We start from the raw sequence: 26770 nt of genomic DNA on the forward strand, positions 1-26770 counted from the left end.
AAAATTACTTAATTCTTGTGGTGCTCTGTTTTGACCGGCCAACGGTTCCATTCCGTATAACAGTAAAATGCGCTCGCAATGACAGCCGGCCGTCTTGCTGGAATCCAAGCCAAGCAACCATGAAGGCCGCAACCGTGACAGCCCCGTGAAAACCGGCTCGGGAGCACCAAAACAGTCGTTGAAAACATCGCCCGGCGGTGCGTTACTTATCGGCGAACTATCCATGCCTGAAATACCCGACTTCGTAGCAGAAAGCCTCGCTCTGCACCGCATCCCTGCGCTTCTATTGTGACTATCGATTTCGGCCAGCAGCCCTTTTCCCGTCGTGAATTCCTGAATCCTTTTCACGCCGCGACGCCGTGCGAGGTCACGGAAGTAAAAACCGCGCGACCATACCTATCCGCCTGAGATCTGCTGTCCAAATGGGAGGGGCTGCCATGGCTGATTGCATCGTGATTTCGCAGGCATCGCTTTTTCCGGATCCCGACGATACGTCCGCGGCGCTCGTCAGCCTGGCGGCGGGCGACCGGGTTTCGCAGCTGCGGGCGCTGTCGAATTGGGCCAAGGTCTCGTTCACCGACAAGGCCATCCAGACCTATCTCGGCTGGCTGCATGCCGACATGCTGAAGATCGCGCAGGCGACCGCGTTCAAGCTCTATGACGAGCCCCTGGGCACGCCGCGGCCCGTAACCGGCAGCATCATCGAGGAACGCGCCCAGCTGCCCCCCTGGAAGAAGGTGCGGATCCGGCTGGAGGATGGCAGCGCGGCCGAAGGCTGGATCGACACCGGCGACCTGCCGGCCGGCGGCGGCGACGGCTCCGACGAACAGGAAGCCGAGGGGCCGGGTTCCGAGGCCGCCGACGAGCTCAGCTTGGGGCCGAACGAGGTCTATCGCGCGCCCCTCCTGAAGGCCCACGGCATCACCGACATCGATGCCGCCGCCATCGCCGCCCTCATCGATGCCGAGGCGGCCAAATTGCCGAGCGGCCAGTGGAACGCCAACTCCAAGGCCGGCACCAGCAGCGCAGCCGGGCTCACGCAGTTCCTCGACAGCACCTGGACCTCGCACGCCACCAACAAGAAGACGCTGCTGAACCAGGTCTGCAAGGCCAAGGGATTCATCGACGCCGGCAACGACATCATGGCCGCGCGCAGGCAGGCCGTGCTCGACCTGCGTTTCGATCCCGAGCTCGCGATCGTCTCGGCGGCCGAATACGGCCTGTTCAACCTGAGCGCCCTGATCGCCGAGGGGCTGGTCGACGACCAGATCGGCGACGACGAGAAGGCCCGCTTCATCTATATCGCCCACCATGAAGGGCTCGGCGGCGCGCAGGCCTTCCTGAAGCAGACGCGGTCCTACACCTTCAGCGACCTGGTGACCCAGATCGGGCGCAGCAAGGCGCAGACCTATGTCGATGCCGCCGGCGGCGACACCACGCGGGCCTATCGGGCCTGGCTGAACGACTATGTCGACAGCCATATCGTGCCCGCCAAGTTCCGCAGGAACGGCAGCGCCGCCGCAGCGGCGGGCGGCGGCACGACCGCCCTGTCGCAATTCGACGGCGCCGCCATCCCGGTGGCCGAGCTCGGCGGCAAGACCGGCCTGGTCAAGGCGATCCAGTGGCGGCTGTCGGAGCTGGGCTTCCTCGATCCGCCCGCCGACGGCAAGTTCGGCCCGGTCTCGCTCTGGGCGCTCAGCGAATTCTGCGACTTCAACGGCATCTCGCTCGGCGGCGGCTTCACCGGCGCCATCGCCCGTCGGCTGCTCGAACCGACAGCGCTCCTGCCCGAGATCACCGCGACCGGAACCTGGTTCGACAAGGTCATCGCCTATATGAAGGCGCAGAAATACTTCATCTGCCGCCATCCCGACTGCAAGAACATCGCCTATCTCGAAGGGGTGAACCCGGACGGCACGCTCAACGACGACAGGCACAATGTCTTCAACGACCTGAGGATCGTCTTCGCCATCGACCGGAGCGGCCGCCCGAATTTCGGGGACTCGCTCTGGGAAGGCACCACCGAGCCGGGCGATTTCTGGACCATCCATCCGATGAACCCCAAGGGGGCGGCCAGGATCGCCTTCAACCAGTACAAGGCCTGGGTGGTCGGTACCCACCATGCCGGCTCGCCGTCGGCCCATGAGGCCCTCGTCCAGGCCGAGCCCCTCAGCGTCTTCCGGGACCTCAACAAGGACTTCCAGCGCACCGGCGACCGGCTCGATACCGGCCTGTTCGCCATCAACCAGCATTGGGGCTATGACGCGCCGCAGGACGATCTCGGCCGCACCAGCGCCGGCTGCCTCGTCGGCCGCACCAAGAACGGCCACCGCCAGTTCATGACGCTGATCAAGGCCGATCCGCGCTATGGCGTGAACCGCGGCTACAAATTCCTGTCCGCCATCATGCCGGGCGACAAGGTGCTGGGCTGAAGGGGCGGAGCGCCGGCGACGTTCGGCTCATGCGTTCTTGCAAGCGCCGCCCCTCACCACGGCTTCCACCAGGGCTTCTTCGCTGTGCGAGGCTTGATGACGCCCTCGACCTTGGCGATGCGTCGCTGCGTATCGAAGGCAAGCCTGATCTCCGCGCCATCCGTGTCCCGGCTCGCCGAGAGCAGCGCGGGCTCCGCCTTCACCACGAAGCCCTGCTGGTGCAGGAAACTCTCGGCCATGCTGCGGTGATCGACCTCGAAATTGCTGACCACCTGCATCAGCACCGTGTTCACCCGCTCAGGCGCCACCGGTGCTCGGATCGCGGCGGGAAGCTTGTCGAGCAGGAGGAAGACGGCGCCGCCCTGATAGGGTGCGCGGTAGTAGCAGCCCCTGTCCAGAAGAGCGCCGCAGAGCATGGCGAGCATGTGGTCGGCGATGCGGTCGAGCGTGAATTTCGGCTCGACGAATTCGCCGATGCCGCGCTGGCTGCCGATGTCCTTGATGCGCAAGCTCGCCACGAGGACGGCGGCCGGCAGGCCGCTCTGATGGTTGGCCCAAGCCCACAGCCAGCTGCTGTCCTGTTCCGAGCAGGTGCCGAGGACCTGGATCGGGAAGGCAAGATCGCTGCCGAAGGTGATCTCGCCGCGCCCGATGTCGACGTTCCAGGGGCGGTCGCCGATCAGATCGCCGAGCGCCAATTGCCGGGCGAAGGCCGAGCCGGCCTCCGCGAAGAACAGGTCGTTCAAGCTGGGGGCCATGGCTGCCTTCCCCGATTGCTGCGTGGATGCCCGACGGCCGAGCGGCATGATCGCGCCGCCGCATTTGTGCACCCGGGACACGACGGCACAATGTCCGAGGGAACATGGGCCAAGGGAACTTGGGCCAAGGGAACATGGCGCCCATCAGCGCGCGTCTGACATTCGCTGCATCGGGCCTCCGGCGTTGAATCGCCGCCCGCTTTTCAGCTACCCTGGCCCGGTCAATGCGGAGACTGCCATGCGCTCGCTGTTCCACCTTGCCTATCACGTCACCGATCTCGACCAGGCCCGCCGCTTCTATGGCGAGGTGCTGGGGTGCGAGGAGGGGCGCAGCACGCAGAGCTGGGTCGATTTCGACTTCTTCGGCCACCAAATCTCGCTGCATCTGGGCACGCCCTTCGCCACCAGCCGCACCGGCAAGGTCGGCGACCACCTGGTGCCGATGCCGCATCTCGGCGTGATCCTGCCGCTCGACGTCTGGCTGGCGCTGGCTGCCCGGCTGGAAAAGGCCGGCATCGCCTTCGAGATCCCGCCGGTGATCCGCTTCGAGGGCGAGCCCGGCGAGCAACGCACCATGTTCTTCCGCGACCCGAGCGGCAACCCGATCGAAATCAAGGGCTTCAAGGATTTCGACGGCGTGTTCGCGCGCTAAAGCGTTTTGTGATTTGAATGAATCACTTCAAATCGCAAAGACGCGTCGAACCAAAGAGTTAGAGCAAAGCGCGTTCGCGCCTGGACGCGCTTTGCTCTAAAGCGTTTTCCATAACTGGCACCGTTCACAAACAACAGGCACCCTCTCGGGCGCCCGTCATCACGCAGCCGGTGCCGAACGATCCTACCAGACGGCCTGTACCTCCGGCGCCTTGCGCTTGAGATGCACCTGTTCGTCGACATGGTCGACCCAGTCCAGCGGCACGAAATGATGCACGCCATCGGGCGAGGTATTCTTGGCGAGCCGGATCTGGTCGTCGCCGAGATCGTCGACCGTGCCGATATTGACGCCATCGGAGGTGATGACCTCCATGTTCTCGCGGATGTCGCCCCCGGCGGCATGTTCGGGAGCAAGCAGCGCGCCGTCCGGGGCCACGGCGGCGTAGCCCGGCCAGCCGCTCTTGCGCCAGCTCTCGGCCCGCGCCGGCAGGTCGATCGAGCCATATTCCTCCATGATCATCCGGGCGGTTTCGATCTGGTGGCTTTCGGCCTCGACGGTGAGCAACGTGCCGCCGCGGCTCAGGCCCTCGCTGTAGAGGTAACGCCGCTCATCGGGAAAGAAGAAGTGCTTGAGCATCGCCCAGAAGCCACCCTCGTCGCGCTGGTGATCATAGGAGGCGGTGTCTTCGCCGCGCACATAGTCGGAATTCTCGTCCTTCGCATTGAGCGTGATCTGGTCGCGGGCAAACCCGGCTGACAGCAATTGCTCGAGGGCGGCTTGGGCATCGGATCGATTGTCGTAGAAGCCGGTGATGATCTCGGTCATGGCAGTCTTCCTTTGCATCCGACCGTGGAGGCCACGGGTCTTGGGTGAGAGGACATTCCACCATGACAATCCCCGAACGGCCTCTGCGTTCCATCGAAAACGCAAATCGATGCCGGAAAAGACCGGGCGAACAGCCTGAACCCCCGCTCCAAATGGCTGATTTGGCGCGCAGGAGCGCGTTCTGGGCGTGCCCGCCAGCCCCTATTCCCGCACCGCCTCCACCACGCTGACGGCGGACTCGGTCGGCACCACCTGCGTCAGGCGGAAACCGGCCTTGGCGAGAAGCTGGCGGTATTCCTCTTCCGTGCGCTCCTGGCCGCCGGGCAGCGTCAGCATCACCATGTCGAGCAGCTTGCCGGGATGGGGCGCATCGCCGGCCGGCAGCACCATCTCGACCAGCAGGAGCCGCCCATCGGGCTGCATCGCCTTGCGGACATGGGCGAGGATGGCCAGGCACTGCGCCTCGCTCCAGTCATGGATGACATGGGACAGCACATAGGCATCGCCCCCGGCCGGAACCGTCTGGAAGAAATCGCCGGGCTCGATCGTCACCCGCTCCCGCACGCCGCGCGCCTCGAGCAGGTCCGGCGCCTCGGCCACCACATAGGGCCGGTCGAACAGGACACCGCGTGGTTCCGGATGCCGGGCCAGGATCGCGGCGAGCAGATTGCCGGTGGCTCCGCCTACATCAACAATGCTGCGGAAAGGCGAGAAGTCATAGGCCGCAGCGACGGCCTCCGGCTCCTGGCCATGCACGCCGACCATGGTCTCGCTGAACAGGGAAGCTTCCTCGGGGTGCTGGCCGAGATAGTCGAAGACCGGCATGCCGTGCACCTTCTCGAAGGCGGTCTTGCCGGTCTGCAGCGAATAAATGATCTCGTCGAGGGGGCCGCAGAACCAGGAACTGCCGAAGGTCAGCACTGTGGCCCGCGCCGCGCCCGGCGCGCCGGTCCTGAGCGCCTCGCCCATCTCCGTCAGGGCGAAGCGTCGGCCGGGGCGCTCGCCGAGGATACCCAGGCTCGCCAGGCAGCGCATGAAACGGTGCAGCGAGGGCGCATGCAGGCCGAGCGGGCCGGCCAGTTCCTCGGCGCCGCGCGGACCGGCGGTGAGCTGATCAGCCAGGCCCAGCTTGGCCGCCGCCCAGACCATGCGCGCGACCCAGCTGCCGGTTGCGATCTGGATCAGCTTGACATGCGGGGGAGGTTCCTGGATTGCCGAAGGCATGGGCTGGGCTGAGGCCGCGCGAGTCTTGTCGTCCATGGCACCTCTCCCGGGTGGCTTGTGATGGACCATATCTGCAACCTAAAATAGCATGACCGCTGATGCCTCGCACGCAATTACAGGGTTGAATCCTACCGCTCCGAAGCAAACCCCTTCCCCCGGTTCATGGGCGGGCAAGCGCCGCGAGCCGCGTTTCGACCTAGCCAAAGCCTTGCATTATCTCGGGATTCTCTACGGCAATCGCGGCGAAAAGCCTTGCCTATCCGCGAGACCATCCTGCTTCAAAGTGAGCTCGAAGCTCTGGCGACGAATAGGCCAGGACTGATCCTGCCTCCAGCCAAAAAATGCTCCCGAGCAAACGTTAGCATACGAACAAACATTATTGAGACGTCCTTATGAAATGTTATTTCCTGCAATACTACTTGGATGTACTCCCTTGACCCAGTTGACATTGCAAAAAGTGGGTATAATCTTCCCCACCAACAGCCCTATTACAGGGAAGAATGGAAGTTGGGGATGTCAATCGTCAGCGTCATTGCCGCCCCAGGCAGAGACCAGCGCGACTTTCGACCTTGATGACCGGATAAAACTGAAATCTGAGGGAGGTTTTCGGACCTCCCTTTTTTATTGCCGTAGCGTTATCGCAGAGCATCGCGCAAAAAGTGGCTGGTTCCTGCCAGGAAGAATACGGCAATAGTAACCGGCAACACTGACCTTTCCTCAACCTGCGAAGAGCCTCGCCTTGCTTTCGGCGGCAGCGTTGACGCGGCCGACGTCACCAGGTCAGCCCGTGACGCGTCCCCTCCCCGCCATCAGCGTTACGCAGACTGCCGTCAGGGCGACCATGGCGACATAGCCGATGGCGAGCGGGATCACGGTACCGTCGAACACCTGGCCGATCAGGATGCCGATGGCGGCGCCGGGCACCATCTGCAGGAAGCCCTGGGTCGAGGCGGCGGTTCCCGCCACTTCGCCGAGCGGTTCCATGGCCAGGGCGCCGAAATTCGACAGGATCATGCTGAACACCAGGAACTGCGCCGCGCTGAGCCCGAAAAACAGCCAGAGCGGCAGCGCCTGCAGCAAGGCAGCGACCAGGATGGCCAAGGCTGCCGCGCCGAACACACCGAGCGCCAGCCAGGACAGGAGCCGCATGCCATAGCGGTTGACCAGCTGCGCATTGACCATGCCGCCCAGCGCCGAGCAGGCGGCGCCGCCGGCGAAGAACAGCGGAAACATCGTCTCGACGCCGAAGACGTCGCGATAGATCTGCTGGGAGGAATTGAGGAAGCCCATCAGCGCCCCGAACAGCGCCGCCATGCCGATGATATAGGCGAGCGAGACCCGGTTAGCGAAGACGATGCCGAAGCCCTCGATCACGGCCTTGAGGCTGAGAGGACGCTTGTGCTCGGGCTGCAGCGTCTCGGGCAGGCGCCACCAGACCCAGCCGATCACGATCGCCCCCCAGCCCGCCATGAAGCCGAACAGGCCGCGCCAGTCCATCACCGTCATCAGGCCCTGGCCGAGCGAGGGCGCAAGGATGGGCGAGAGCATCAGCACGGTGAACACCAGCGACATGATCCTGGCCATCTGGTTGCCGGCGAAGACATCGCGCACCAGGGCGGTGGCGATCACGGCGGAAGCGGCTGCGCCACCGCCCTGGACCAGACGCAGGGCCACCAGGGCATTGAAGTCCGTGGTAAAGAAGGCGCACAAGGCCGCCAGGCAATAGATGCCGAGCCCGACCAGCAGCGGTCCGCGCCGGCCGAAGCGATCGGACAGCGGCCCGAACACCAACTGCAGCAGGCCGAAACCGAGCAGATAGGCCGGGATCACCAATTGCCGCCGGTTGGGATCGGGCTCGCCGAGACTGGCGCCGATCTGCTGCAAGCCCGGCAGCATGATGTCGATCGCGAAGGCATTGACGGCAACGAGGCTGGCCACCAGCACGATGAATTCCGTGCGCCCGAGCTTGCCCACCACGGGCGAGTGGCTTGTCGTATCGGTCATGATGGGATTCCTATGAGGCGCTTTCATAGGATGATTCCAGGGGGTGCCGATAGGGTTTGGCCGCGATTCGCCGGCGCCCCTACAGCCCGGCCAGCCGTGCCCTGCCTGCCTCGCTGATCGCCACCTTGGTGCGCTGCGTGCGCGCCTGGCGTTCGACCACGTCGAGCCAGCGCCCCTCCTCGGTGAGCTCATGGGCGGCACGGATCACCAGGGCATGCTCCACCTCGAACAGCCTGGCGAAGCTGCGGGTATCATCGGCGATATCCAGGGTCACGGCGGCGAGTATGACGCCGTCGAGCGGCGAAAGGCGCGGGTCGAGCCGCCGTATCGCCTCGATCGTCGCCAACAGATCTTCTTCTTCCTCGCTCATGCGGCCACCGCCAGCCGGCGCCGGAGAGAAACCAGCACCGATTTGGAGGTCGGCGTGTCGCTTTCCTCGCCGGCGCTCGACAACGGCACCAGCACATTCGCCTCGGGATAATAGCCCGCAATGCAGCCGCGCGGGATGTCATAGGAAACCAGCCGGAAATTCTCGGCGATGCGGGTGATGCCGTCGTCATGCTCGCCGACGAGATCGATATGCTCGCCGGGCATGGCGCCGATGGCGGCGATGTCGTCGGGATGGATGAAGATCACCCGGCGCTCACCCTTGATACCGCGATAGCGGTCGTCATGGCCGTAGATCGTGGTGTTGTACTGGTCGTGCGAGCGAAAAGTCTGCAGCACGAAGACGTCCTTGCGTCCGCGGGCCTGCTGGAAGGCGGTCGCCTCCGGCAGCGGCACGGCCGCGAAATTGGCGAGGCCGGTCGGCGTGTTCCATTCGCGCTCGGCGGCAGCATTGCGCAGATGGAAGCCGCGCGGCTTGCGCACCCGCACATTATAGTCCTCGAAGCCGGGAATGGTGCGGGCGATGCTGTCGCGGATCAAATCGTGATTGTCGGCAAGCGCCGCCCAGTCGACCTTGTCCGAGCCGACGGTCGCGGCGGCGATGCCGGCAATGATCGCGACTTCCGAGCGCAGCTCCTTGGAAGCCGGCGGATTGATGCCGCCCGAGCCATGCACCATGCTCATCGAATCCTCGACCGTGACGATCTGGATCTTGCCGGCGCTGTTGCGGTCAACCTCGGTACGGCCGAGGCAAGGCAGCAGATAGGCAGCACGCCCGGGCATCAGATGCGAATGGTTGAGCTTGGTGGCGATGTGGACGGTGAGGTCGCAGGCCCGGAGCGCCTTTTCCACCAGGGGTGAGTCCGGCGTGGCGCGGGCGAAATTGCCGCCGAGCCCGATGAAGGCCTTGGCGCTGCCGTCGAGCATGGCGCCGATGGCAGCGAGCACGTTGTGGCCGTCGGCACGCGGCGGCTCGAAGTCGAACTCGCGGGCCAGCGCGTCGAGAAAGGCCGCCGGCGGCTTTTCGTTGATGCCGACGGTGCGGTCCCCCTGCACGTTGGAGTGCCCGCGCACCGGGCACAGCCCGGCGCCGGGACGACCGACATGGCCGCGCAGCAGCAGGAGATTGGCGATCTCGCGGATGGTGGCCACCGAATGGAGATGCTGCGTCACGCCCATAGCCCAGGTGCAGATCACCTTCTCGGCCGACAGATAGATGTCGGCGGCCGTCTCGATCTCCACCTGTGTCAGGCCCGACTGGTCCTCGATCGCCTCCCAGCTCGTGGCCTCGACGGCAGCGCGGTAGGCGGCGAGGCCGTGGGTGTGCTCGGCCAGGAAGGTTTCGTCCAGCAGGGTCGGCCGGCCGGCGGCGCGCTCGGCGTCGTCGCGGGCGAAGACCGTCTTGGCCATGCCGCGGAAGGCAGCCATGTCGCCGCCCAGGCGTGGCTGAAAATAGTCGCTGGCGACGGGCTTGGAGCCGCCGCGCAGCATTTCGAGCTTGTCCTGCGGATCGGCAAAACGTTCGAGACCGCGCTCGCGCACCGGGTTGAACACGACCACGCGGGCACCGCGCATCGCTGCACGCCTGAGGTCGCCGAGCATGCGGGGATGGTTGGTGCCGGGGTTCTGGCCGACGACGAAGATGGCGTCCGCCTCCTCGAAATCCTCGAGCAGCACCGTACCCTTGCCGACGCCGATGGCCTGGCGCAGGGCAACGCCGCTGGCCTCGTGGCACATGTTCGAGCAATCCGGGAAATTGTTGGTGCCGTAGAGCCGCACGAAGAGCTGGTAGAGGAAGGCCGCCTCGTTGCTGGCTCGGCCCGACGTATAGAACTCGGCCTGGTTGGGATCGGCCAACGCGTTGAGATGGGCGCCGATCTCGCGGAAGGCCTCGTCCCAGCCGATCGCCTCGTAGCGGTCGCTGGCCCGGTCATAGCGCATCGGATGGGTCAGCCGGCCCTGGGCTTCCAGTTCGTAGTCGCTCCAGCCCCCCAGTTTGGCGAGCGTGTGCTCGCGAAAGAACACCGGCGTGGTGCGCTTGTCGGTCGCCTCCCAGGCCACAGCCTTGACACCGTTCTCGCAGAATTCGAAGGAGGAGCCATGCTCCGGGTCGCCCCAGGCGCAACCCGGGCAGTCGAAGCCATCGGGCTGGTTCGCCTTCAGCATGGTGCGGGCGCCCGTCAAAGGCGAGCCGCTCGCCAGCAGATGCCGGCCACAGCTCTTGAGCGCTCCCCAGCCACCGGCGGCCGCCTTGCGAAGCCCGGTCTTGCTGGCTTCGGTCTTCGTGGTCTCGGTCATGAAGGGCTCGCGACGATCTGAAAAACTGCCCCTGCGACATATGGACGACGGCCAGCTTTATCAAATCGAAATATTCTATCACGCGATAGGATATTGCCTTCATTCAGTATTTATATGCATCCATGTTCATATTTATATGAATTACAAACTGGGTACGCGGTCCATTTCTAGTCATACTGCGCAATAACATGTCGCTATAGGCGCATCAGCGACACGAAAGCGAGCTCCATGCCTATTTCAAAGGCATCAACTCTCACTCCAAAAGCAGATCTGCATGTATTGCATGGCGCATCAGCGCCGGGGTCATATCGAGCTACAACGCGGATTATTTCTGGGAGTGAGGTCAAACCGTTTGCCCGAAAACCTGCAAGGGGATGCGCTACTTGGAGCGCGCCCCCCTTTCGGAGCCTTCGCAAGGTGCTTGAAAGTGAATGAATTTGTAGGCGGTGGTGCTGCCCCTCACCTTACCTCTCCCCGTAAGAACGGGGCGAGGAGGCGCAACGTTGCGATTGATCCTCGAAACTTTCATCTCGCCCGACCGTTGGGCGAGATGAAGGGTTTTCGACATAAAACTCGACATGAAAGTCCCCTCGCCCCGTTCTTACGGGGAGAGGTAAGGTGAGGGGCTCCGCGACCTCAACAACGAGGGAGTGCAATTCCGGTTCGATGGCCTGCCAAGACCTTGAAAGGGATACGCTTAAGGCGTAGCCGCCACCGGTGCCGTCGGCATCGGAGCGAGCTTGCGCAGCTCTTCCGTCATGCCGGGCGAGAGTTCGCCATCGGCCTTGCCCTGCACGAGATTGCGCTTGAGCAGTTCCTGCTGCAGCACGACCCGGTATTCCCTGGGCCATTTGCCGAAATTGGCCAGGATGTCGTCGACGCTGCGCGGATCGCCGCCGACGGCCGCATCGCCCATCATGCGGGCGGCTGCGGCATAGTTCTGCGGCACGCCGAGACCGTCGAGATACATCAGGGCGAGCTGATAGGTGGCGTAGCTGTTGTCAGCCTTCTGCGCCTTGCCGAACTCCTCCAAGGCATCCTTGACGTCCTGCCGGACGCCGTAGCCGGTCTTCAGCATCAAGGCAAGATGGATGCCGGTGTCTTCCGGGCGCGGCAGGCGAGCCTTGTCGAGCGCCGCCATGCCCTTGGCATAGTCCTTCGGCACGTTGAAGCCGAAGAGATACATGTAGCCGATCCAGACATTGGCCGCCTGGTCGCCGGCCGCGGCCGCCTTGCTCAGTTCGCGCGTGACGCCGGCCTTGCCGCGCAGGCGCTCGAAGGGCTCGACGAAGCCGCGCTTGAAGAAGAAGGAGCCGAGCGGCTGCTGCCAAGCCATGGTGAGGGAGATGGAGCTGTTGCCATCCGGATTGCTGGCTCCTCCGGCTCTCGCCTTGAACAGGCGGCCGGAGCTGATCCAGCCGCCCTGGCTGCCGGCGATGCCGGCGCGTAGGTTCATGCCCAGGGCCTTGTCGTTCTGGCCCGCATCGGCGAGCGCGTCGCCGAGCTGATGCATGAAGCGCCGCTCGCGCGGATATTGCTTGAGCGCCGCCTCGCAGGCCGCAACGATCTCCTTGGGCGAGGCCGCACGGGTACGGCGCATCACGGTGTCGGGATCGAGCGGTGCCGCTCCGATCCGATCGCATTCGGTTTCGGGCGCCGGGATGCGCTCGCCGGCCGGCGGCGGCAGCGGATCGAGTTCACTGACACCCAGGAGTTGCTTGAGCCGTTCTTCCGCCGCGCCGGCATCCCGGGAATCGCGATAGCGGTCGCGGAATTCCTCGATCACATCCGGCATGTCGACATCCTTGACCACCTGCCAGACACGCGGATCGGTCATGCGCAACATCGCACCACTGCCGGCCCCGCCATTCTGGAACAGCGAGGGTGGCACCGCCAGCGGCGTGAACTTGGTCTGCTTGCGCGGCGGCGGCTCGACGGGCGGCGGCGGTTCGGCCGGCGGCACCATGGCCACCTGCCCGCCGCCTGCCGGTGCCAGGGTAATGACGTCGCCGCCCAGCGATCCGTTGAAGAAGGGTGTCTGCTGGCGATCGGTGGCGCTGAGCACGTCGTCGCGCACCTTGCCGAGGGCGAGGCGGATGTCGAGGCCGGGCTGGGTGAGATAGCGGGCCAGAGCCTGTGCATAGGGGCTGTTGATGCCGTTGCCATCCAGCGCCACGCTGCCCTCGCGGGCGGCATAGGCGACGAGCACATTGTCCCCCTCCGGCTCCACCCGTGCCAGGCCCTTGCCGACGGAGCGCGTGCCGCGCGTGCGCGCCATCTTGGCGAGGAAGGGATTGTTGCGGCAGGCATCGAGGATCACCAGCTTGAGCTGGCCGGCGCCGTCGGTCGACTCGACCACGCGCGACAGAGCCAGGGTCTCGTCCTGAACGTCGCGATCGCTGGTCAGATGCGCATCCGTCGGTACCAGATAGTTTTCGCCGCCGATCTCGATGCCGTGCCCCGAAAAATAGATCACGGCGATGTCGGCGCCCGAGGCGCTCGCCTGGAAGCGGCGCAGAGCCGCGATCATGCCGGCCCGGTCGGCGTCGACGACGGTGTCGACCGCATCGAAACCGGCCTTCTGCAGCGTCTGCTTCAGCAACCCGACGTCGCGCCCGGGATTGGCGAGGCGCGGCACCTTGGCATAGTCGCTATTGCCGATCAGCAGCGCCACGCGCCGGCCGGCAAGCGCGGTGTCCGGCACGAAAGCCACGGCAAGGAAGAGCAACAGGGCAAGGCAGCGTTTCATCGGGCAATCGAACCGTTCTGGAGACTCCGTGGCCGCCAAAGGGCGGCGCGCCTATCTCCGATGGAACAATCAAGCGCGAATGTCCATGGGCTGCGAACGACGAAGCCTCACCTGAACCTGTCTGAAATGCCTGGCGCGGAAGTCGCCAGCCAGCATGGCTACCCGTATAAACCTCGTCCATATTGAGTCTGCCGAAGCGGCTCTGGAATTTAAAGTAATGACTATTCGTGCTGTCTCGATCTCACTCTCAACCGAGAACGTTCCGCGATCAGTGAAGTTCTACGTGGAACAGCTTGGCTTTACCTGCACGTTGCAATTGGAAAACTTTGCTCGCATTCGGCTTGGCATGGCAGAGATCATGTTTGCGCACCCCAATGCCCATCTGCCGTGGCAGGGCCCGAGATTTACCGGCGCAATCTACCTGGACGTCGATAATGTCGACGAGTTGTGGGAACGCCTCAAGACGCGCGCTCGCATAGCGTATCCGATCGAGACCATGGAGTATGGCGTGCGCGAGTTCGGACTGCTTGACGACAATGGCTATCAATTGTCCTTCGCCCAGCATGTTGCTGTGGACTGACCTTAATTCGAGCGAGCCAGGAATCGACTTCCAACAATGCCCTCGCCCTTCATTCCCCCGTCATACCCCGGCCCTATCCACGCCGGCAGTTCGACATGCAACATTCGGGGGCTACCATGATCCAGCGTCGCAATTTCCTGATCAGCGGGCTGCTGACCACCGTGATGGCGGCGGCGACGCGGCCGGCGCAGGCGGCCGAAAGCGTCACTCTGCCCGCGCCGGACCCGAGCAAGCTCGCCACCGATGCCGGCTTCTGGTCCGGTGTCCGCGACCTCTATGACGTCGACCGCTCCACCGCCAATCTCGAAAACGGCTATTGGGGCATCATGGCCCGGCCGGTGCTGGAGACCTATGTCGAGAACATCCAGCGGGTGAACCGCCAGAACACGGTCTATGCCCGCAAGTCCTTCGATGCCGACTTCGCCGCCGTGCGCGACCGCGTCGCCGGCGCTCTCGGCGTCTCGCCCGAGGAGATCGCCCTCACCCGCGGCGCCACCGAGGCGCTGCAGACGCTGATCGCCGGATACAACAAGCTTCAGCCCGGCGACACCGTGCTCTATGCCGACCTCGACTATGATTCCATGCAATATGCCATGGGCATGCTCGAGAGCCGCCGCGCCGTCACGGTCAAGACCTTCGCCATCCCCGAGCCGGCCACGCGCGAGGCCGTGCTGGAGACCTATCGCAAGGTCCTGGAGGAAACGCCCAAGGCCAAGCTCCTGCTCCTCACCCATCTGTCGCATCGCACCGGGCTGGTGATGCCGGTGCGCGAGATCACGGCGATGGCGCGCGCCAAGGGTGTCGACGTCATCCTCGATGCCGCCCATAGCTGGGGCCAGTTGCCGCTCGACATGACCGATCTCGGCGTCGATTTCGCCGGCTTCAACCTGCATAAATGGATCGGCGCGCCTGTCGGGCTCGGCTTCCTCTATATCCGCAAGGGCCGCCTTGCCGACATCGACACCCATATGGGCGACAAGGACTGGCCGGCCGAGGACATCCGCTCGCGCATCCATACCGGCACGCTCAATTTCGCCGCCGCGCTCACCATCCCGGCGGCGCTCGACCTGCACCAGGCGATCGGCGTCACGGCCAAGCATGTCCGGGTCAGCCATCTGCGCAATTACTGGGTCGAGCGCGTCGCCGGCATCGGCGCCATCGAGATCCTGACGCCGAACGATCCGGCCCTGCACGCCGGCATCACCTCGTTCCGGATCAAGGGCAAGGTGAGCAAGGACGACAATACCGCCATCGTCACCCGGCTCAGGGACGAGTTCAAGGTGCTCACCGTGCGCCGCGCCGGTGTCGCCGCCGGCCAGTGCATCCGTGTCTCCCCGGCCGTCTACACCACCGAGGCCGAGCTCGACCGCCTCGTCGTCGCCCTGACGGCCGTGGCCGCGGCCTGAAGCAAAACGCTCCGGTCCGGCCCTCACCAGCGCATGCTGCGGTCGAGCCGGATGTCATCCTGGACCGGCGAGACCGCAGCATGGACGGCGGCACGTTCCTCGTCGGTAAGATCGAGCATTTCGAGCCCGGCATCGAGCAGAATCGGCGTCGAGGTCGTCTGGGGCACAACTGCCAGCACCTGGCGCTCCTCGGTGTCGAGGAAGAACGGTATCTCGTTCTTCTTCAAGATGCTGGTCGCCTTGCGGGTCTTGCCATCGAGCGAATATTCATACTTGATCGTGTGGTTCAGCCAAGTCCGGGTCTGCGTCAGGACCTTGGCCACGACGGGCCTCATGACAACCGGTTTTGCCACGGCCCGCCTGAGCCTCGATGCCTTGAACAGCATCGCAAGGCCTGCGATGCCCAGGACGGCAAAGCCACCGACAAATGCGAGAAAGGTGAGGATGCGATCGCTGATCTTCTCGACGCCCAGTTCCAGGGTGAGCAGCCGCGGATCCTCGCGTGAACGCACCACCCCCGTTTCATAGCCTCCGGTCTGCATGTCCACGAACATCATCTCGACCCGGCTGCTGGCGCCGTCGGCAGCGAGAATGGTGGCCGAGCAATCGGTGAAGATGAGCTTGCGGGTCTTGCACTCGCCATTCGAAATCCGCGCATCGTCGGCGATCTCGTAACTGCGGCTGATCTTGTAATCGCGCCACAGATCCTCGGCCTGCCACCAGGCCATGCCGCCGGCGAAGGCGAAGCCGACCAGGACGACGAAACACCCCGTGAGGCAGCTGATGCCGATACGGTTCGCCCGCAGGGGGCGGGTGGGAAATGCGTCGAGCACACTCATGGGGCCGCTTGATCCGGATTGACGATAGGCTCGTCTTATCGCCGGGCAGCGAGCGTGTCATCAGATCAAGCCGGCTTTCTTCTTGAGAAATTACAGTCGAGTTTCGCTGGTTACACCGACATGACTTCGGCAAGCCGCGATCATCACCGCGCGCGGCCCAGAAACGCTTTCGTTACCGCGTTATCGCCGCTGCACACCCTTCATCCGCAATTTGCGATCCGGCCGCAGTGTGATGCGCAACTTCGGCTTGGGTTCGGACATATCGACGGAACGCAGCGAGAAGCCCTTCAGCAATACGGCGAGAATGGCTACCGCCTCCAGCATGGCGAAGGCGCTGCCGATGCAGGTGCGCGGTCCGGAGCCGAACGGCATATAGGCATAGCGATGGCGCCCTTTCGCCTGCTCCGGCGCGAAGCGATCGGGATCGAAGCGCTCCGGCTCCTCCCACAGGCTGGCATGACGGTGCACGGCATAGATCGGCACATAGATCGCAGCGCCGGCTGGAATGACATGCTGGCCGAGCTTGAAGTCGACCAACGCCACGCGCGGAATGATCGCCGCCGGTGGGTAGAGCCGCATCGCCTCCTGGAACACCTGGCGCGTATAGGCTAGGCTGGCAACATGTTCCGGCAGGACAGCGCCGGCCTCCCCGGTGACGGCCTCGATTTCCGCCAGGACGCGCGCCTCAACGTCGGGATGGGCAGCAAGGAGATGGAAAGTCCAGGCAAGGCCGAGCGCCGTGGTTTCATGGCCGGCCATCACGAAGGTCAGGAGGTTGTCGACCACCTGCTCATCGCTCATGCGGCGCCCGCTTTCCGGATCGGCGGCCGACAGCAGCAGGCCGAGCAGATCCTGCCTTTGCTCGGACGACTCGCGGCGGTCGGCCACGACGCGCGACAGCGTGGTGCGCAGATAGCCGGCCGATCGCGTGATGCCGCTGCGCCCGGGATAAGGCAGCCATTCCGGCGCCTTGAGCAGGCCCATGGCGAAGGTCCAGCCCGACCCTTCAAGGTAGCGCGTGACACTGCGCTCCACCGCCTCGGCATCGATGGTCCCCTGCCCGGACATCATGGTCTCGACGATGATGTCGAAGGTGGTGTGCATCATCTCGTGGCCGATATCGAGTTCAGCACCCGGAGGCGTTTCGAGCCAACGAGCGCAGGTGCGCTCTGCGGCAGCGATCATGGTGGGCAGGAAGGCGAGCAGTTTCTCGTGGCGAAAGCCCTGCGCCACCGACTGGCGCTGCCATTTCCAGTGCTCGCCATCGGCCGTGAGCAGCCCCTCCCCGAGCGCCGGGCCAAGACCGCGCCTTGTGTCCTCGCCCTTGCCGAGAGCAGCGCTGTTGGTGGTCAGCGCCTCGTGGATCAGCACGGGATCGGTGAGGAAGATCCTCAGCTTGCCGCCGCTGCGCGTGACCACCAGCGGCTCCCTGAAGGCCTCAGGCGGAATGACCTTGAGCGGATTGGTGATCATGGCCGAGAACACCGCCAGCAGGGAACTGCGACTGACGGCGACGCCTTCGCTCGCTTCGGAAATCACGGGATCGACTGCAATGTTCACGCCGGCCTCCATCGCTTGGATTGTACCCACACCAGCAATCGATTTAAGGTAATGACCTTAGAGTTGGGCAGCATTAAGGTGAACACCTTAAATCTGGACGGAGACGCATGGCGACCGGGACGAAGCGAAGTACGGCAGCAACCAGCAAGGGCGGCGAAACGCGCGGGCGCATCGTCACGCTCGCGCTCGGCCTGTTCAACGAGAACGGGCCCGATCGCGTCACCACGGCGCAGATCGCCGCCGCCGCCGGCATCAACGAAGGCAATCTCTATTACCATTTCCGCACCAAGGAAGCGCTGGTCGCGGCCGTGCTCGACCGTTTCGAGGCCGATGCCATGGCGTTGCTGGCGGAAGGAACCGCGGATGTGGCCGATCCGGCGGCGTCCCTCGGGTTGCTGGAGCGCTGGTTTGCCCTGATCTGGGACTATCGCTTCCTGCTGCGCGACATGATCGGCCTGCTGGCGCTCTCCCCGGATCTGCGTCTGCGCGTGCGGGGTCTGAGCGCGCATCTGCGCGAGGCGGTCGAGGCGCTGGCCCAGCGCTTGCGCGAGCGGGACCTGCTGATCGTGCCCGACGAGCAGTTCCAGCCATTGCTCGCCAATCTATGGATCGTGGCGACGTACTGGGCTCTTTATCTCGACCTTCACGAGGGTATCGACGCCCTCACACCGGACCATCTGGCCTGGGGCCTCGGCCAGGTCCGCAGCCTGCTGCGCCCCTATCTCGCTGCCTCCCTCCAGGCCCTGATCTAGGCCGAATCGAGCCGAACTTCCCGCAGCGGATCGCCACCATCGATGAAAAGCCGGCCCTGTGGCGTCAGTGCAGCCGCGAGGCGCAACCGCACCTTCTCGCCGGCCGCCGGGTGCCGCCCGTCGAGCGCACCGACGCGAATGGCCACGGCCAGGTCATAGGGCATCTCGCCCCGTTCCAGCACGAAGGCCTCGGCGGCGGCCTGCCGGAAGCTCAGCCATCCCGCTGCGATCTCGGCCTTGGAGCCCACGACCGCCTGGGCGATCGCACGGGCCGAACGGTCGATTGCCAGGACATGGCCCCCGCCGATACGCGCCGCCATCGCCCGCGCCAACGCGCCCGGGCCACACCCGATCTCCAGCACCCGCAGGCCCGGGCGCAGCGGCAGGGCCTCGAGGATGGCGCGCAGCCGATCGGACAACTCGCCTGTCATTGCCGAGCTAGGGCATCGTCTTGGCGAAATCGCTCCAGGCACAGAAGCCATCCTTGTCGGCGGGACAGCCCTTGAGCTTCAGCGTCACCCGGCGCGGCGGGTTCTTCGGCGTGAGCTTGGTGCCTTGGCGCAATTGCTCCTTGGTCTGATAGACATAGTCGAGCCGGAACAGGTCGCGATTGCCCTTGGTGTCGCGCCAGCGCTGGAACTGGATGACGCCGCCGATGGGCGTCTTCTCGTCCTGCCCCGGCAGCGCATAAGGCTCGGCCTCGAGGGCGGCGAGGACGGAAGCGACATTGGAATCATGGCCGAACAGCATCGTCACCGGCACGGCCTTGCCGGCCTCCGGCTTCACCAGGGCACCGGCGATATAGGCCAGCATCGGCCCGGCAACGTCACGGGCCACGGCGGGCGAGGTGAACAGGGCTTCCTGGTAGCCGTTCTTGATGGCGGCGAGCGAACGCCACTGCCCTTCGTTGCGGATCTTGCCCCAGGCGACGTCACCGGGTGGAAAGCCCTCGTAATATTGCAGGGTGAAGGCGTCGACCACGGCATTGCCGAGCTTGAGCGGCCCCTTGGTGCCCGGCTCCTCGCCGGCCTTGGCGGTGAAGCTGTCCTCGCCCTTGGTCAGATCACACAGCTTGTCCTGCGTGCAGCTTTGCGAGGCCTTGAAACCGAGAATGCCGTCGAGCAGCCGATAGCCCGATGCCAGCGGCGTGGCCTTGGCCTTCTCGGCCATCGCCGCGACTGCCTGATCCCTGAAGCCATCCTGGTTGTCGCGGATGGCGGGATTAAAGGTGGGATCCATCGAGCCCATCTTGTCCTGGTGGTGCACGGCGACATCACAGCCGGCAAAGGCACCGGCGACGAAGAACTGCGCCGTCGCCACCGTGCGCTGCAGGCTATTGGCATAGATGTGCACGCTGCCGGATGCCGGGCAGGCATCCTTGGGGACCAGGCCGTTCTCCGCCAGCCAGCCGCCGATCGAGCGGCCCATATAGGTTTCGAGAATGCCGCCCTTGACCGTGAGATTGCCGCCCGGCACCTCCCATTCCGGCCATTTCTTCTCGGTGACCTTGGCGAGCGCACTGCCGCTATTGGCCAGCGGGGCGCGCAGATTGTGCCTGCTGAGCATCAGCACCTGCTCGAGCTTGTAGCCTTCTGGCACAGATCCAGCCGACGCCTGCCTCGCCGGAAAGGCGCAGGCTGCCGCGGCCAGCAATACGGCATATCGTGCGATCATAGCGATTCCTCCCCCTTGCCTGCCCCAATCAGTGGCACAGGCGGAGGATGTTGTCGCCCCGGTTGTGCGCTGATCGCACATCGCTGCGATGCTGACGGAACGACACGCCGTACGAAACCCTGTAACAACGGGGATAGGGATTGCCTGCACGCACGATAGGATGGCGTGACGACATCAGTCCTCGGAATGTTTCGACCATGATCACCACCCGCAGAACCGCAATGGCCCTGCTGCTGACGGGAGCGATGGCCGCAGTCGGCCTCCCGGCGCTCGCCGCGGTCCCCGACATGTCCCCGGCCACCCTCACCGCCGAGGCGGATCTCATTCTCACCGGCCGCCTGGTGGCCGTCACCACCACCAGGAAGGTGCCGGAATGGGTGAAGAGGCGCGATGACATTTCCTTCTTCGAACGAGGCGCGTTCGTCGACGAGGTCTTCACCCTGGCGATCGAGGTCGGCACGGTCGAGAAGGGGTCGCGCGGGCTTGCCGGCAAGACCATCGCGGCGCATGGCTGGCGCGCCCATGGGCGCCCACCGGGCTGGGCCGGCCCGGGCGGCACCATCCGCGACCTGCCGGCCGAGGGCACACGGATCAAGGTCTGGCTGCGTCGCGAGCAGGATGGCTGGGATTTGATGTCGCCTTCCGGCCTGGTACCCTCGCCATGATCGGATGGGCAGGCGGCACCACCTGCCGGTTCGCCGTCAGGTGGTGCCGTTCAGCGCAGGATCACTCCGCGCGCCTTCGCCCAACGCTTCAGCATCGCCTCCTCCTCCGGCCTGGCGAGCCGGTTGGCAAGGCCTCGGATCTGGACGGCGACATGCTGACGGTCGAGTTCGATCGTCAGCAGGCGCTCCACCGCTCCGGCTGCCCGGCGGCGCAGCGACCAGATCGAGGCATTGCCGGTGAGGCACTTATAGGCATAGCCCGAGACGCAATGATGCATGGCGCGGCTCTCGGCGATGAGATCGGCACCGGTCTTGAGCTGCACCACCAGGATTTCCTCGCGGCGATGCCGCGCCTCCTTGGCCGAAGGCTGCCATGACCAATCGGCCAGGGCCGCGCCCGGCCAGCGCCCGCCATCCGAGGGCTTGCCATCGGTGGCCGGTCGCCTTGCCTGCGCGCCGGCATGGCGCTGTGCCATTCGCCGGATCTGGTCCAGCTGGGCCAGCTCGCGGTGCCAATCCCGCATCTGCCGCTGCAGTGAAGCCGGCGCGCGCCCCTTCAGGCTGTAGCGACGATCCGCCCGGAAGCGGGCCGAGAGGAAATCGCAGAGATCGTCGATCGCCTCCAGCGGTAGCGGATGCAGGCAGAAGAAACGCGCCACCTCGCGCCAGAAGGCGTGGGCCTTCGGCGTGCGCGGGGTTGCCGCGACCTTCGAACGGGCGATGCGCAGCGCCACACCGAGATCGTCGGTGTAGGAACGGGCGATCGCCTGCCAGAGCGCTGCCTCGAAGGAGAGCGCCACAGGCGGATTGAGAAAGGCATGCACCTCCTTGCGGGAGAGCAAGTCCCTCGCGCACTCCTTGTAGAGTGAGCCGCCCTGGGCGGCCACGAGATACCAACGCTTGCGTTCCCTCGCCTCGGACGCCTCCAGGCCCGCGGGAGCGGACCAGATCTCCTCGAGCGGAGCGGGCACCGGATAGCGGGCGAAGAGATAGCGCGCCGCCGCGACCTTCAGGCGGGCGGGATCGCGCGTCTTCAGCTGCGGACGCCATTCACCGGGATCACGCAGCACGAAGCTGGACAAGCCGACCCGTACCGCCGCGATGGCATCACTCAGGGGAGAAGGAGACTGCGCCCGCCGCGCGCAGGCGCGCAGCGTGGCCTCATAGGCCTCGATACGTTCGCGCTCGGCGTCCTGCCGGCGCTGAATCATGGAACGTGCCATGGTCGTTCAACCTGATGGAACTATGGACAGCCGGACGCAATGCAGGCGCCGGCACGAAACATGACGTTCCCTGTTGCGATCTCATGGCTGTTCTCCCTCGGGTCGAACGGTTGCGGGGCGCGCTCTCTAATCCCGACATGCTTCCGGCGCAAGAGTCGGCGTCGAAAGCGCGACACTTCCGGTCGCTCTGTGGCATTTCTGCATCAAAGGCCATCGTCGATTGTTCCGGCTCGCTTCCCAAACCAGACGCTGGCGCCTATACACGGCGGGCCCAAGGCCCAGGCAAGGAGCCCCCGATGACCCCTTCCCGTTTCGAGCCTCGCGCGCGGCGCGGTGCCGCCATGTTCGCAGCAAGCCTGGTGCTGGGCTTTACAGCAGGTCCGTCCGCCTTGCCGCCGGCCAGGGCCGGCGACGTCACCGACAAGGCCGTGATGCTGTTTCGCGACGCCTGCCTTGCTACCGCACCCGCCTTCGACAAGGCGATGGCAGCGGCAAAGAAGCACGGCATCAAGCCGCAGATGGATCTCGGAGCCAGTCTGGTCGGCATGGCGCCGGACGGCAGCTACTCCCTGCAGGTGCGCGGCAAGAAGGAATGCGCCGTCACGGCCGAGAAAAGTGCCGGCCCGGCCGTGGCCGAACAATTCCGCAGCGTGGTCGGTGCAGCCGCGGGCGTGCCGGCCGCCAGCCTGGAGAGCGAAGGCCCGATCCAGATCACGATGCGGGGCCAGGCCTATGTGGTCCGCCACGATCGCAAGGGCGGCGAGGCCTATGTCATCATGAGCACGGCGGGTCTGTAGGGAGACCGAGGCACCCTTGGCTCGAAGGCACTGCGCGAACAATCCTGACGGTTTTACGGTCGATCGACCACGTACTGTCGGCAAACTTCGCAGCCGAGGTCCCGGTACAATCGACGGCATGGATAACCTAACGTCACCATGCTATCGAAAGGATCCTTGCCGGAATTGTCTCACCATGCAGCGGGATCCCATGATCAAATACGGTATCGCGGCCTTGCTTGTGTTCGGCGCAACCGTCGCCAACGCCCAGACCTGTTCCTCCAACTTCACCATTTCGGGAGGGCTGGCCCCGGCGATTTCGACATGGGATGTCTTTCCTGGCTTGAGCCCTGCCAAGGCGATCGACAATCTGACGCGAACCGCCCATCTCAACAGCTACTGGGTCGGTATCAAGGTGAACCGCCGTCTCGGCCTTCTGACGGCTCTCAACGACGGAGCGCGGAACGGGCGCGTCCAGGAAGTCAAGATGGTCGCCCGCAAGCGCGGCAACGCCACGCGCGTCGACTACACCATGATCCTGAACCCGGGCCAGATACCGGGCCCTGATTTCCGCTCCGATGTCTGCCGGATCATCCGCTCCGCGGCCGGAGGCTGAACGCCGGGCCCTTCGCCAACCGCAAAGGTCTCTTCGACATCAAGGCGTCTGCGCCTCGTAGACGAACAGGGTCGACTTGTCGTCATCGGGCATGAAATAGGCCCGCAACCCGCCGGCCCTGGCTTCGATGAACGCCGGATTCTGGGTCATCGGCAGGCCGGAGGGTGCCCACAGTTCGACGGGGACCTGCCAGACTGGCCTGTTGTCCTTGAGATCGACCAGTTCGAGGCCGCCCAGGCGGAAAGGCGCGGCGTCCGGCGTCACCTTGTAGGCATTCAGGCCGGAACAGAGCATGCGCGAACCGCCGGCATAGTGGCAGTCCTGATAGTCGATATACTGCGCCGGGTTCATCACACGCAGCGCCTCCGGCGCTGCATCGGCATTGCTGATCTTGCCGTCCGCCCCGAGTGGCCAAGCATAGAAGCGGCGCGATCCCCAGCTCACACCATGCAGCGAATTACGCTCGGTGTCGTGGACGATGCCGCCGACATGGTCCTTGAAGCGGAACACCTCCACCGCCTTCATGGTGGCCGGGTCGACCTTGTAGATGATCGACTGGCTGTTCGGCCGATATTCGGCCACCGGCACCCAGATGAACGTGCCGTCGAAGTCGATGCCGCCGGGGTGGTAGATGCTGCCCTCACCCAGCTTGAGGTCAGCCAGCAGCTTGCCGTCCTTGGAAATGCGGAAGAGATGGCCTTCGCCCTCGCCGGTATCGCGATCGTAGCCCTCGCGCGGCGCCGGATATTTGGTGGTCGGCTTGAGGATGTTCACCGAGGACACGAAGAAATCCTCGCCGATCTTGACCATGCCCTGGGGATGGAAAGTCGGGAAGGCGATGGGGATGGCCGCAACCTGCTTCCAGGCGGTCCCGCGCGTGAGCTTGGTCACGCGGTCGGCGACCGAGGCTTCCTCGGCCCTCGCCGTGCCGACCGTACCCGGCAGCATCGCGAGAGCGGCAAGCAGAACGGCAATCCTGATTCTAACCATCACATCATCCTCCACGGGCGGTGCCTTACGACATGCTTCTAACGGCGATATGACCGTTCAGACAGGCCGATGGTTTCAATAGATCGTCTGGCGCAGGCGTTCCGGATAGGCCTTGTCATAGGCTTCGCCATCGAAATCGCCCTTGGTAATCGTGCTCAGGATCTGGCCCATGGTGGGCAATTCCGTCCGCGAAATCTGGGTCGAGGGATCCCAGAGCTTGGAGCGCACCAGCGCCTTCTGGCACTGAGTGTAGACCTCTTCCACCGTGACGATGATAACGGTGCGGGGCGCCTTGCCCTGCATGGTGAAGCTCGCGCACAGTTCCGCATCGGTCGAGATCACGGCACGGCCGACTACGCGCAGCGTCTCGCCGATGCCGGGAATCATGAAGAGAAGATGGACGCGCGGATCCTCGACGATGTTTCGCAGCGAATCCAGCCGGTTGTTGCCGCGCCTGTCGGGAATGATCAGGGTCTTGCGATCGGCGACACGCACGAAGCCGGCCGGGTCGCCACGCGGCGAACAATCGACGCCAGATCGCCCCACCGAGGCAAGTATCATGAAAGGCGAGGCCTGGATGAAGCCGTGATACTGATCGGACACGTGGTCGAGCACCTTGATGCGGGCGGCAGGCTGCACCGGCTCACTATAGAGTGTCTCGAGTTCGGCGATGGTGGTGATCAACGACATCGGAAACTTCCGTCCTTTCGGGCCCGGCACACGCCACGGCCCTCTGCATCAATAGGTCCGCCACAGGCCTGGCGTGGCAAGTTCCAGCATATGGCCGTCGGGATCGCGGAAATAGATGCTGTCTCCGCCCGCCGGCCAATGGGTACGCCCTTCCACCACGACCTCATGTGCCACCAGCCGCGCCTCCCACTCCGCCAGCTCAGCGGCACCAATGGCAAAGGCGACATGGATGCGTCCCGCCGCGTCATGGCCCGGAATGGTGCCGACCGGCGATGTCATGTCATGATCGGAGGCGCCCTTCTTGAAGACGAGCAGGACGCTGGCACCGCCCACATCATAGGCGTAGAGCCGCTCCATCTTCAGCAAGGAAGGAAGTTGCAGCACCGTCTCGTAGAAATGCGCAGCGCGATCGAGATCGTCGACATAGATGGCGGTTTCGAGAATGCGGTCGAGCTTGGGCATGCGACTCTCCTGCGTCAGCCGAGGAGGGTCAGCGCCTCCATTCCTCATTCGCATCGTCGGCTCGACGGTCAGACAACCAAGAGGGCCCATGATCTGTCAACCTCATGGTCGTGTCGGATCAGGGCATCATCATTTGACCGTGATCTCGATCTCCATTTCGTTGGGTACAAATCGCACATTGTCAGTATGTGAGGGGGCCATCCAGGTCACAGTGATATGGTCGACGCCCGTATAGTTGGCCGCGGATCTGTAGACGATGACCGGTGCCTTCGTGGCGGTGCCCGCACACACGCCTGTGTTCTGGCCTAGCTTGGTCGCCACGGTTATGAGTTGCGCGGCACCATGAGCCGGCCCCGATGCGATACGGATATCTCTGACGGGATAAACTTCGCATGTACCAGCACCGTATATGCCAATGGCCAATACGGGATAGGGCTTGCCTCGAGGCACGGTTACTTGCTTAGGTCCTGCATAGGCGAAAGAAGGTGCTATAGCGACGCCTGCAGCGATCGCCAATATCAGCTTATTTACTTTCTTCATCTGAAAAACTTTATGATCGAAAGATTACACGACAATCGATGCCAACACTGCATCGACTACCTTTCAATCAATACACGATTCAATCCGAGATTCTCAATCGAGTTTCATTATCAAAAAGATGAATCATGTTCGTGTCGACAGCAAACTGCATGTCGTCGGCGACGGCATGTTCCATGCCGAGCGCCACGACGATTGGCTGCCCGTCGATATCGCCATGGACAAGGCGATGCGCGCCGAGCTCCTCGACATAGCGTAGCTTCACGGCCAGGCTGCCCGGCGTCGGGGCTGAGACCGGCTGCAGGTCCTCGGCGCGCAGGCCGACCAGGACCTCGCCCGGAACTTTTCCCGGCAGGGTCAGGCGCGTCTGCCCGAGAATGAGCGTATTGCCCTCCCCCCGCGCTTTCAGGATGTTCATGGCGGGCGAGCCGATGAACGCCGCCACGAAGGTGGAGGCGGGCTTGCGGTAGATCTCGAGTGGAGCACCGATCTGCTCGATTTCACCGCCATTCAGCACCACCAGCACGTCGGCCAGGGTCATCGCCTCGAGCTGGTCGTGGGTGACATAGATCGAAGTGGTGCCCAGGCGCTGCTGCAATTGCTTGATCTCGCCGCGCATCTGCACGCGCAGCTTGGCGTCGAGATTGGAGAGCGGCTCGTCGAACAGGAAG

24 protein-coding genes and 2 pseudogenes are annotated in these 26770 nt (G+C 64.4%); 8 read left to right on the forward strand and 18 right to left on the reverse strand.

Annotated elements, in window-relative coordinates; all coding sequences use genetic code 11:
* Positions 1–437: 437 nt before the first annotated feature.
* Positions 438–2432 (forward strand): peptidoglycan-binding domain-containing protein, encoded by a 1995-nt coding sequence (locus tag QM672_RS16790; RefSeq protein ID WP_415083914.1) that lies wholly within the window; start codon positions 438–440, stop codon positions 2430–2432.
* A gap of 53 nt (positions 2433–2485) precedes the next feature.
* Here QM672_RS16790 and QM672_RS16795 read toward each other — a convergent pair whose 3' ends face one another.
* Positions 2486–3190, reverse strand: coding sequence for a DUF6882 domain-containing protein (locus QM672_RS16795; protein ID WP_415083916.1), 705 nt, complete (start codon positions 3188–3190; stop codon positions 2486–2488).
* A gap of 238 nt (positions 3191–3428) precedes the next feature.
* Here QM672_RS16795 and QM672_RS16800 point away from each other — a divergent pair, with 238 nt between their 5' ends.
* A complete protein-coding gene (locus QM672_RS16800; protein ID WP_415083918.1) occupies positions 3429–3842 on the forward strand; it encodes a VOC family protein in 414 nt (137 codons plus the stop codon).
* A gap of 183 nt (positions 3843–4025) precedes the next feature.
* Here QM672_RS16800 and QM672_RS16805 read toward each other — a convergent pair whose 3' ends face one another.
* The 7 genes and pseudogenes from QM672_RS16805 to QM672_RS16835 all read right to left on the reverse strand — a co-directional run bounded on the left by QM672_RS16805 (position 4026) and on the right by QM672_RS16835 (position 13329).
* Positions 4026–4214, reverse strand: coding sequence for a DUF2171 domain-containing protein (locus QM672_RS16805; RefSeq protein ID WP_068291536.1), 189 nt, complete (start codon positions 4212–4214; stop codon positions 4026–4028).
* Positions 4215–4424: 210 nt separating this feature from the next.
* A pseudogene (locus QM672_RS16810) lies at positions 4425–4685 on the reverse strand (general stress protein); the annotation flags it as partial.
* A gap of 183 nt (positions 4686–4868) precedes the next feature.
* Positions 4869–5927: a methyltransferase gene (locus QM672_RS16815; RefSeq protein WP_311945243.1), complete on the reverse strand. Its 1059-nt coding sequence runs from the start codon at positions 5925–5927 to the stop codon at positions 4869–4871.
* A gap of 744 nt (positions 5928–6671) precedes the next feature.
* Complete coding sequence (locus QM672_RS16820) at positions 6672–7895, reverse strand: multidrug effflux MFS transporter (protein ID WP_415083921.1); 1224 nt, start codon at positions 7893–7895, stop codon at positions 6672–6674.
* 79 nt (positions 7896–7974) lie between these two features.
* Positions 7975–8265, reverse strand: a complete 291-nt coding sequence (locus tag QM672_RS16825; RefSeq protein ID WP_068291360.1) for a hypothetical protein — start codon at positions 8263–8265, stop codon at positions 7975–7977.
* Entirely contained in the window at positions 8262–10580 is a 2319-nt protein-coding gene (locus QM672_RS16830) for an FdhF/YdeP family oxidoreductase (protein ID WP_415083922.1), read from the reverse strand. The genes QM672_RS16825 and QM672_RS16830 overlap by 4 nt, the downstream gene beginning before the upstream one ends.
* A gap of 697 nt (positions 10581–11277) precedes the next feature.
* Positions 11278–13329 (reverse strand): caspase family protein, encoded by a 2052-nt coding sequence (locus QM672_RS16835; RefSeq protein ID WP_415083924.1) that lies wholly within the window; start codon positions 13327–13329, stop codon positions 11278–11280.
* A gap of 154 nt (positions 13330–13483) precedes the next feature.
* Here QM672_RS16835 and QM672_RS16840 point away from each other — a divergent pair, with 154 nt between their 5' ends.
* Together QM672_RS16840 and QM672_RS16845 are read left to right on the forward strand one after the other, a co-directional pair.
* A complete protein-coding gene (locus QM672_RS16840) occupies positions 13484–13909 on the forward strand; it encodes a VOC family protein (protein ID WP_415083926.1) in 426 nt (141 codons plus the stop codon).
* Positions 13910–14025: 116 nt separating this feature from the next.
* Positions 14026–15315: an aminotransferase class V-fold PLP-dependent enzyme gene (locus tag QM672_RS16845; protein ID WP_415083928.1), complete on the forward strand. Its 1290-nt coding sequence runs from the start codon at positions 14026–14028 to the stop codon at positions 15313–15315.
* Positions 15316–15338: 23 nt separating this feature from the next.
* Here the strand turns inward: QM672_RS16845 and QM672_RS16850 are convergent, their stop codons facing one another.
* Together QM672_RS16850 and QM672_RS16855 are read right to left on the reverse strand one after the other, a co-directional pair.
* The gene (locus tag QM672_RS16850; protein WP_415083930.1) at positions 15339–16154 is read right to left on the reverse strand and encodes a hypothetical protein; all 816 of its coding nucleotides are present in this window, start codon (positions 16152–16154) and stop codon (positions 15339–15341) included.
* Positions 16155–16334: 180 nt separating this feature from the next.
* Positions 16335–17726, reverse strand: a complete 1392-nt coding sequence (locus QM672_RS16855; RefSeq protein ID WP_415083950.1) for a cytochrome P450 — start codon at positions 17724–17726, stop codon at positions 16335–16337.
* Positions 17727–17821: 95 nt separating this feature from the next.
* On the opposite strand from QM672_RS16855, the gene QM672_RS16860 reads away from it, so the two are divergent.
* Complete coding sequence (locus QM672_RS16860; RefSeq protein WP_415083932.1) at positions 17822–18466, forward strand: TetR/AcrR family transcriptional regulator; 645 nt, start codon at positions 17822–17824, stop codon at positions 18464–18466.
* On the opposite strand, the gene QM672_RS16865 is transcribed toward QM672_RS16860, so the two are convergent.
* The gene (locus tag QM672_RS16865) at positions 18463–18897 is read right to left on the reverse strand and encodes a class I SAM-dependent methyltransferase (RefSeq protein WP_394307794.1); all 435 of its coding nucleotides are present in this window, start codon (positions 18895–18897) and stop codon (positions 18463–18465) included. The genes QM672_RS16860 and QM672_RS16865 overlap by 4 nt on opposite strands.
* 7 nt (positions 18898–18904) lie before the next feature.
* The gene (gene agp, locus QM672_RS16870) at positions 18905–20140 is read right to left on the reverse strand and encodes a bifunctional glucose-1-phosphatase/inositol phosphatase (RefSeq protein WP_415083934.1); all 1236 of its coding nucleotides are present in this window, start codon (positions 20138–20140) and stop codon (positions 18905–18907) included.
* Positions 20141–20337: 197 nt separating this feature from the next.
* Between agp and QM672_RS16875 the strand changes: the two genes are divergently transcribed.
* A complete protein-coding gene (locus QM672_RS16875) occupies positions 20338–20805 on the forward strand; it encodes a hypothetical protein (RefSeq protein ID WP_415083936.1) in 468 nt (155 codons plus the stop codon).
* Between the two features lie 50 nt (positions 20806–20855).
* Here the strand turns inward: QM672_RS16875 and QM672_RS16880 are convergent, their stop codons facing one another.
* A complete protein-coding gene (locus QM672_RS16880) occupies positions 20856–22028 on the reverse strand; it encodes a PcfJ domain-containing protein (protein WP_415083938.1) in 1173 nt (390 codons plus the stop codon).
* Positions 22029–22324: 296 nt separating this feature from the next.
* Between QM672_RS16880 and QM672_RS16885 the strand changes: the two genes are divergently transcribed.
* Positions 22325–22825: a hypothetical protein gene (locus QM672_RS16885; RefSeq protein WP_311941498.1), complete on the forward strand. Its 501-nt coding sequence runs from the start codon at positions 22325–22327 to the stop codon at positions 22823–22825.
* A gap of 175 nt (positions 22826–23000) precedes the next feature.
* A complete protein-coding gene (locus QM672_RS16890) occupies positions 23001–23420 on the forward strand; it encodes a hypothetical protein (protein WP_415083940.1) in 420 nt (139 codons plus the stop codon).
* Between the two features lie 39 nt (positions 23421–23459).
* On the opposite strand, the gene QM672_RS16895 is transcribed toward QM672_RS16890, so the two are convergent.
* The 5 genes and pseudogenes from QM672_RS16895 to ugpC all read right to left on the reverse strand — a co-directional run.
* On the reverse strand, positions 23460–24410 hold the full coding sequence (locus QM672_RS16895; protein WP_415083942.1) for a DUF6454 family protein: 951 nt from the start codon (positions 24408–24410) through the stop codon (positions 23460–23462).
* 75 nt (positions 24411–24485) lie between these two features.
* Complete coding sequence (locus QM672_RS16900; RefSeq protein WP_311941489.1) at positions 24486–25100, reverse strand: pyridoxamine 5'-phosphate oxidase family protein; 615 nt, start codon at positions 25098–25100, stop codon at positions 24486–24488.
* Positions 25101–25148: 48 nt separating this feature from the next.
* Complete coding sequence (locus QM672_RS16905) at positions 25149–25562, reverse strand: VOC family protein (protein ID WP_311941486.1); 414 nt, start codon at positions 25560–25562, stop codon at positions 25149–25151.
* A gap of 129 nt (positions 25563–25691) precedes the next feature.
* Positions 25692–26102 carry a hypothetical protein gene (locus tag QM672_RS16910; protein ID WP_311941483.1) on the reverse strand — a complete coding sequence of 137 codons (411 nt, stop codon included), beginning with the start codon at positions 26100–26102 and terminating at the stop codon, positions 25692–25694.
* A gap of 79 nt (positions 26103–26181) precedes the next feature.
* Positions 26182–26770, reverse strand: a pseudogene (ugpC, locus tag QM672_RS16915) (sn-glycerol-3-phosphate ABC transporter ATP-binding protein UgpC); the annotation flags it as partial.

This window comes from Labrys sp. (in: a-proteobacteria) (assembly GCF_047605565.1).
Lineage (GTDB): Bacteria > Pseudomonadota > Alphaproteobacteria > Rhizobiales > Labraceae > Labrys > Labrys neptuniae.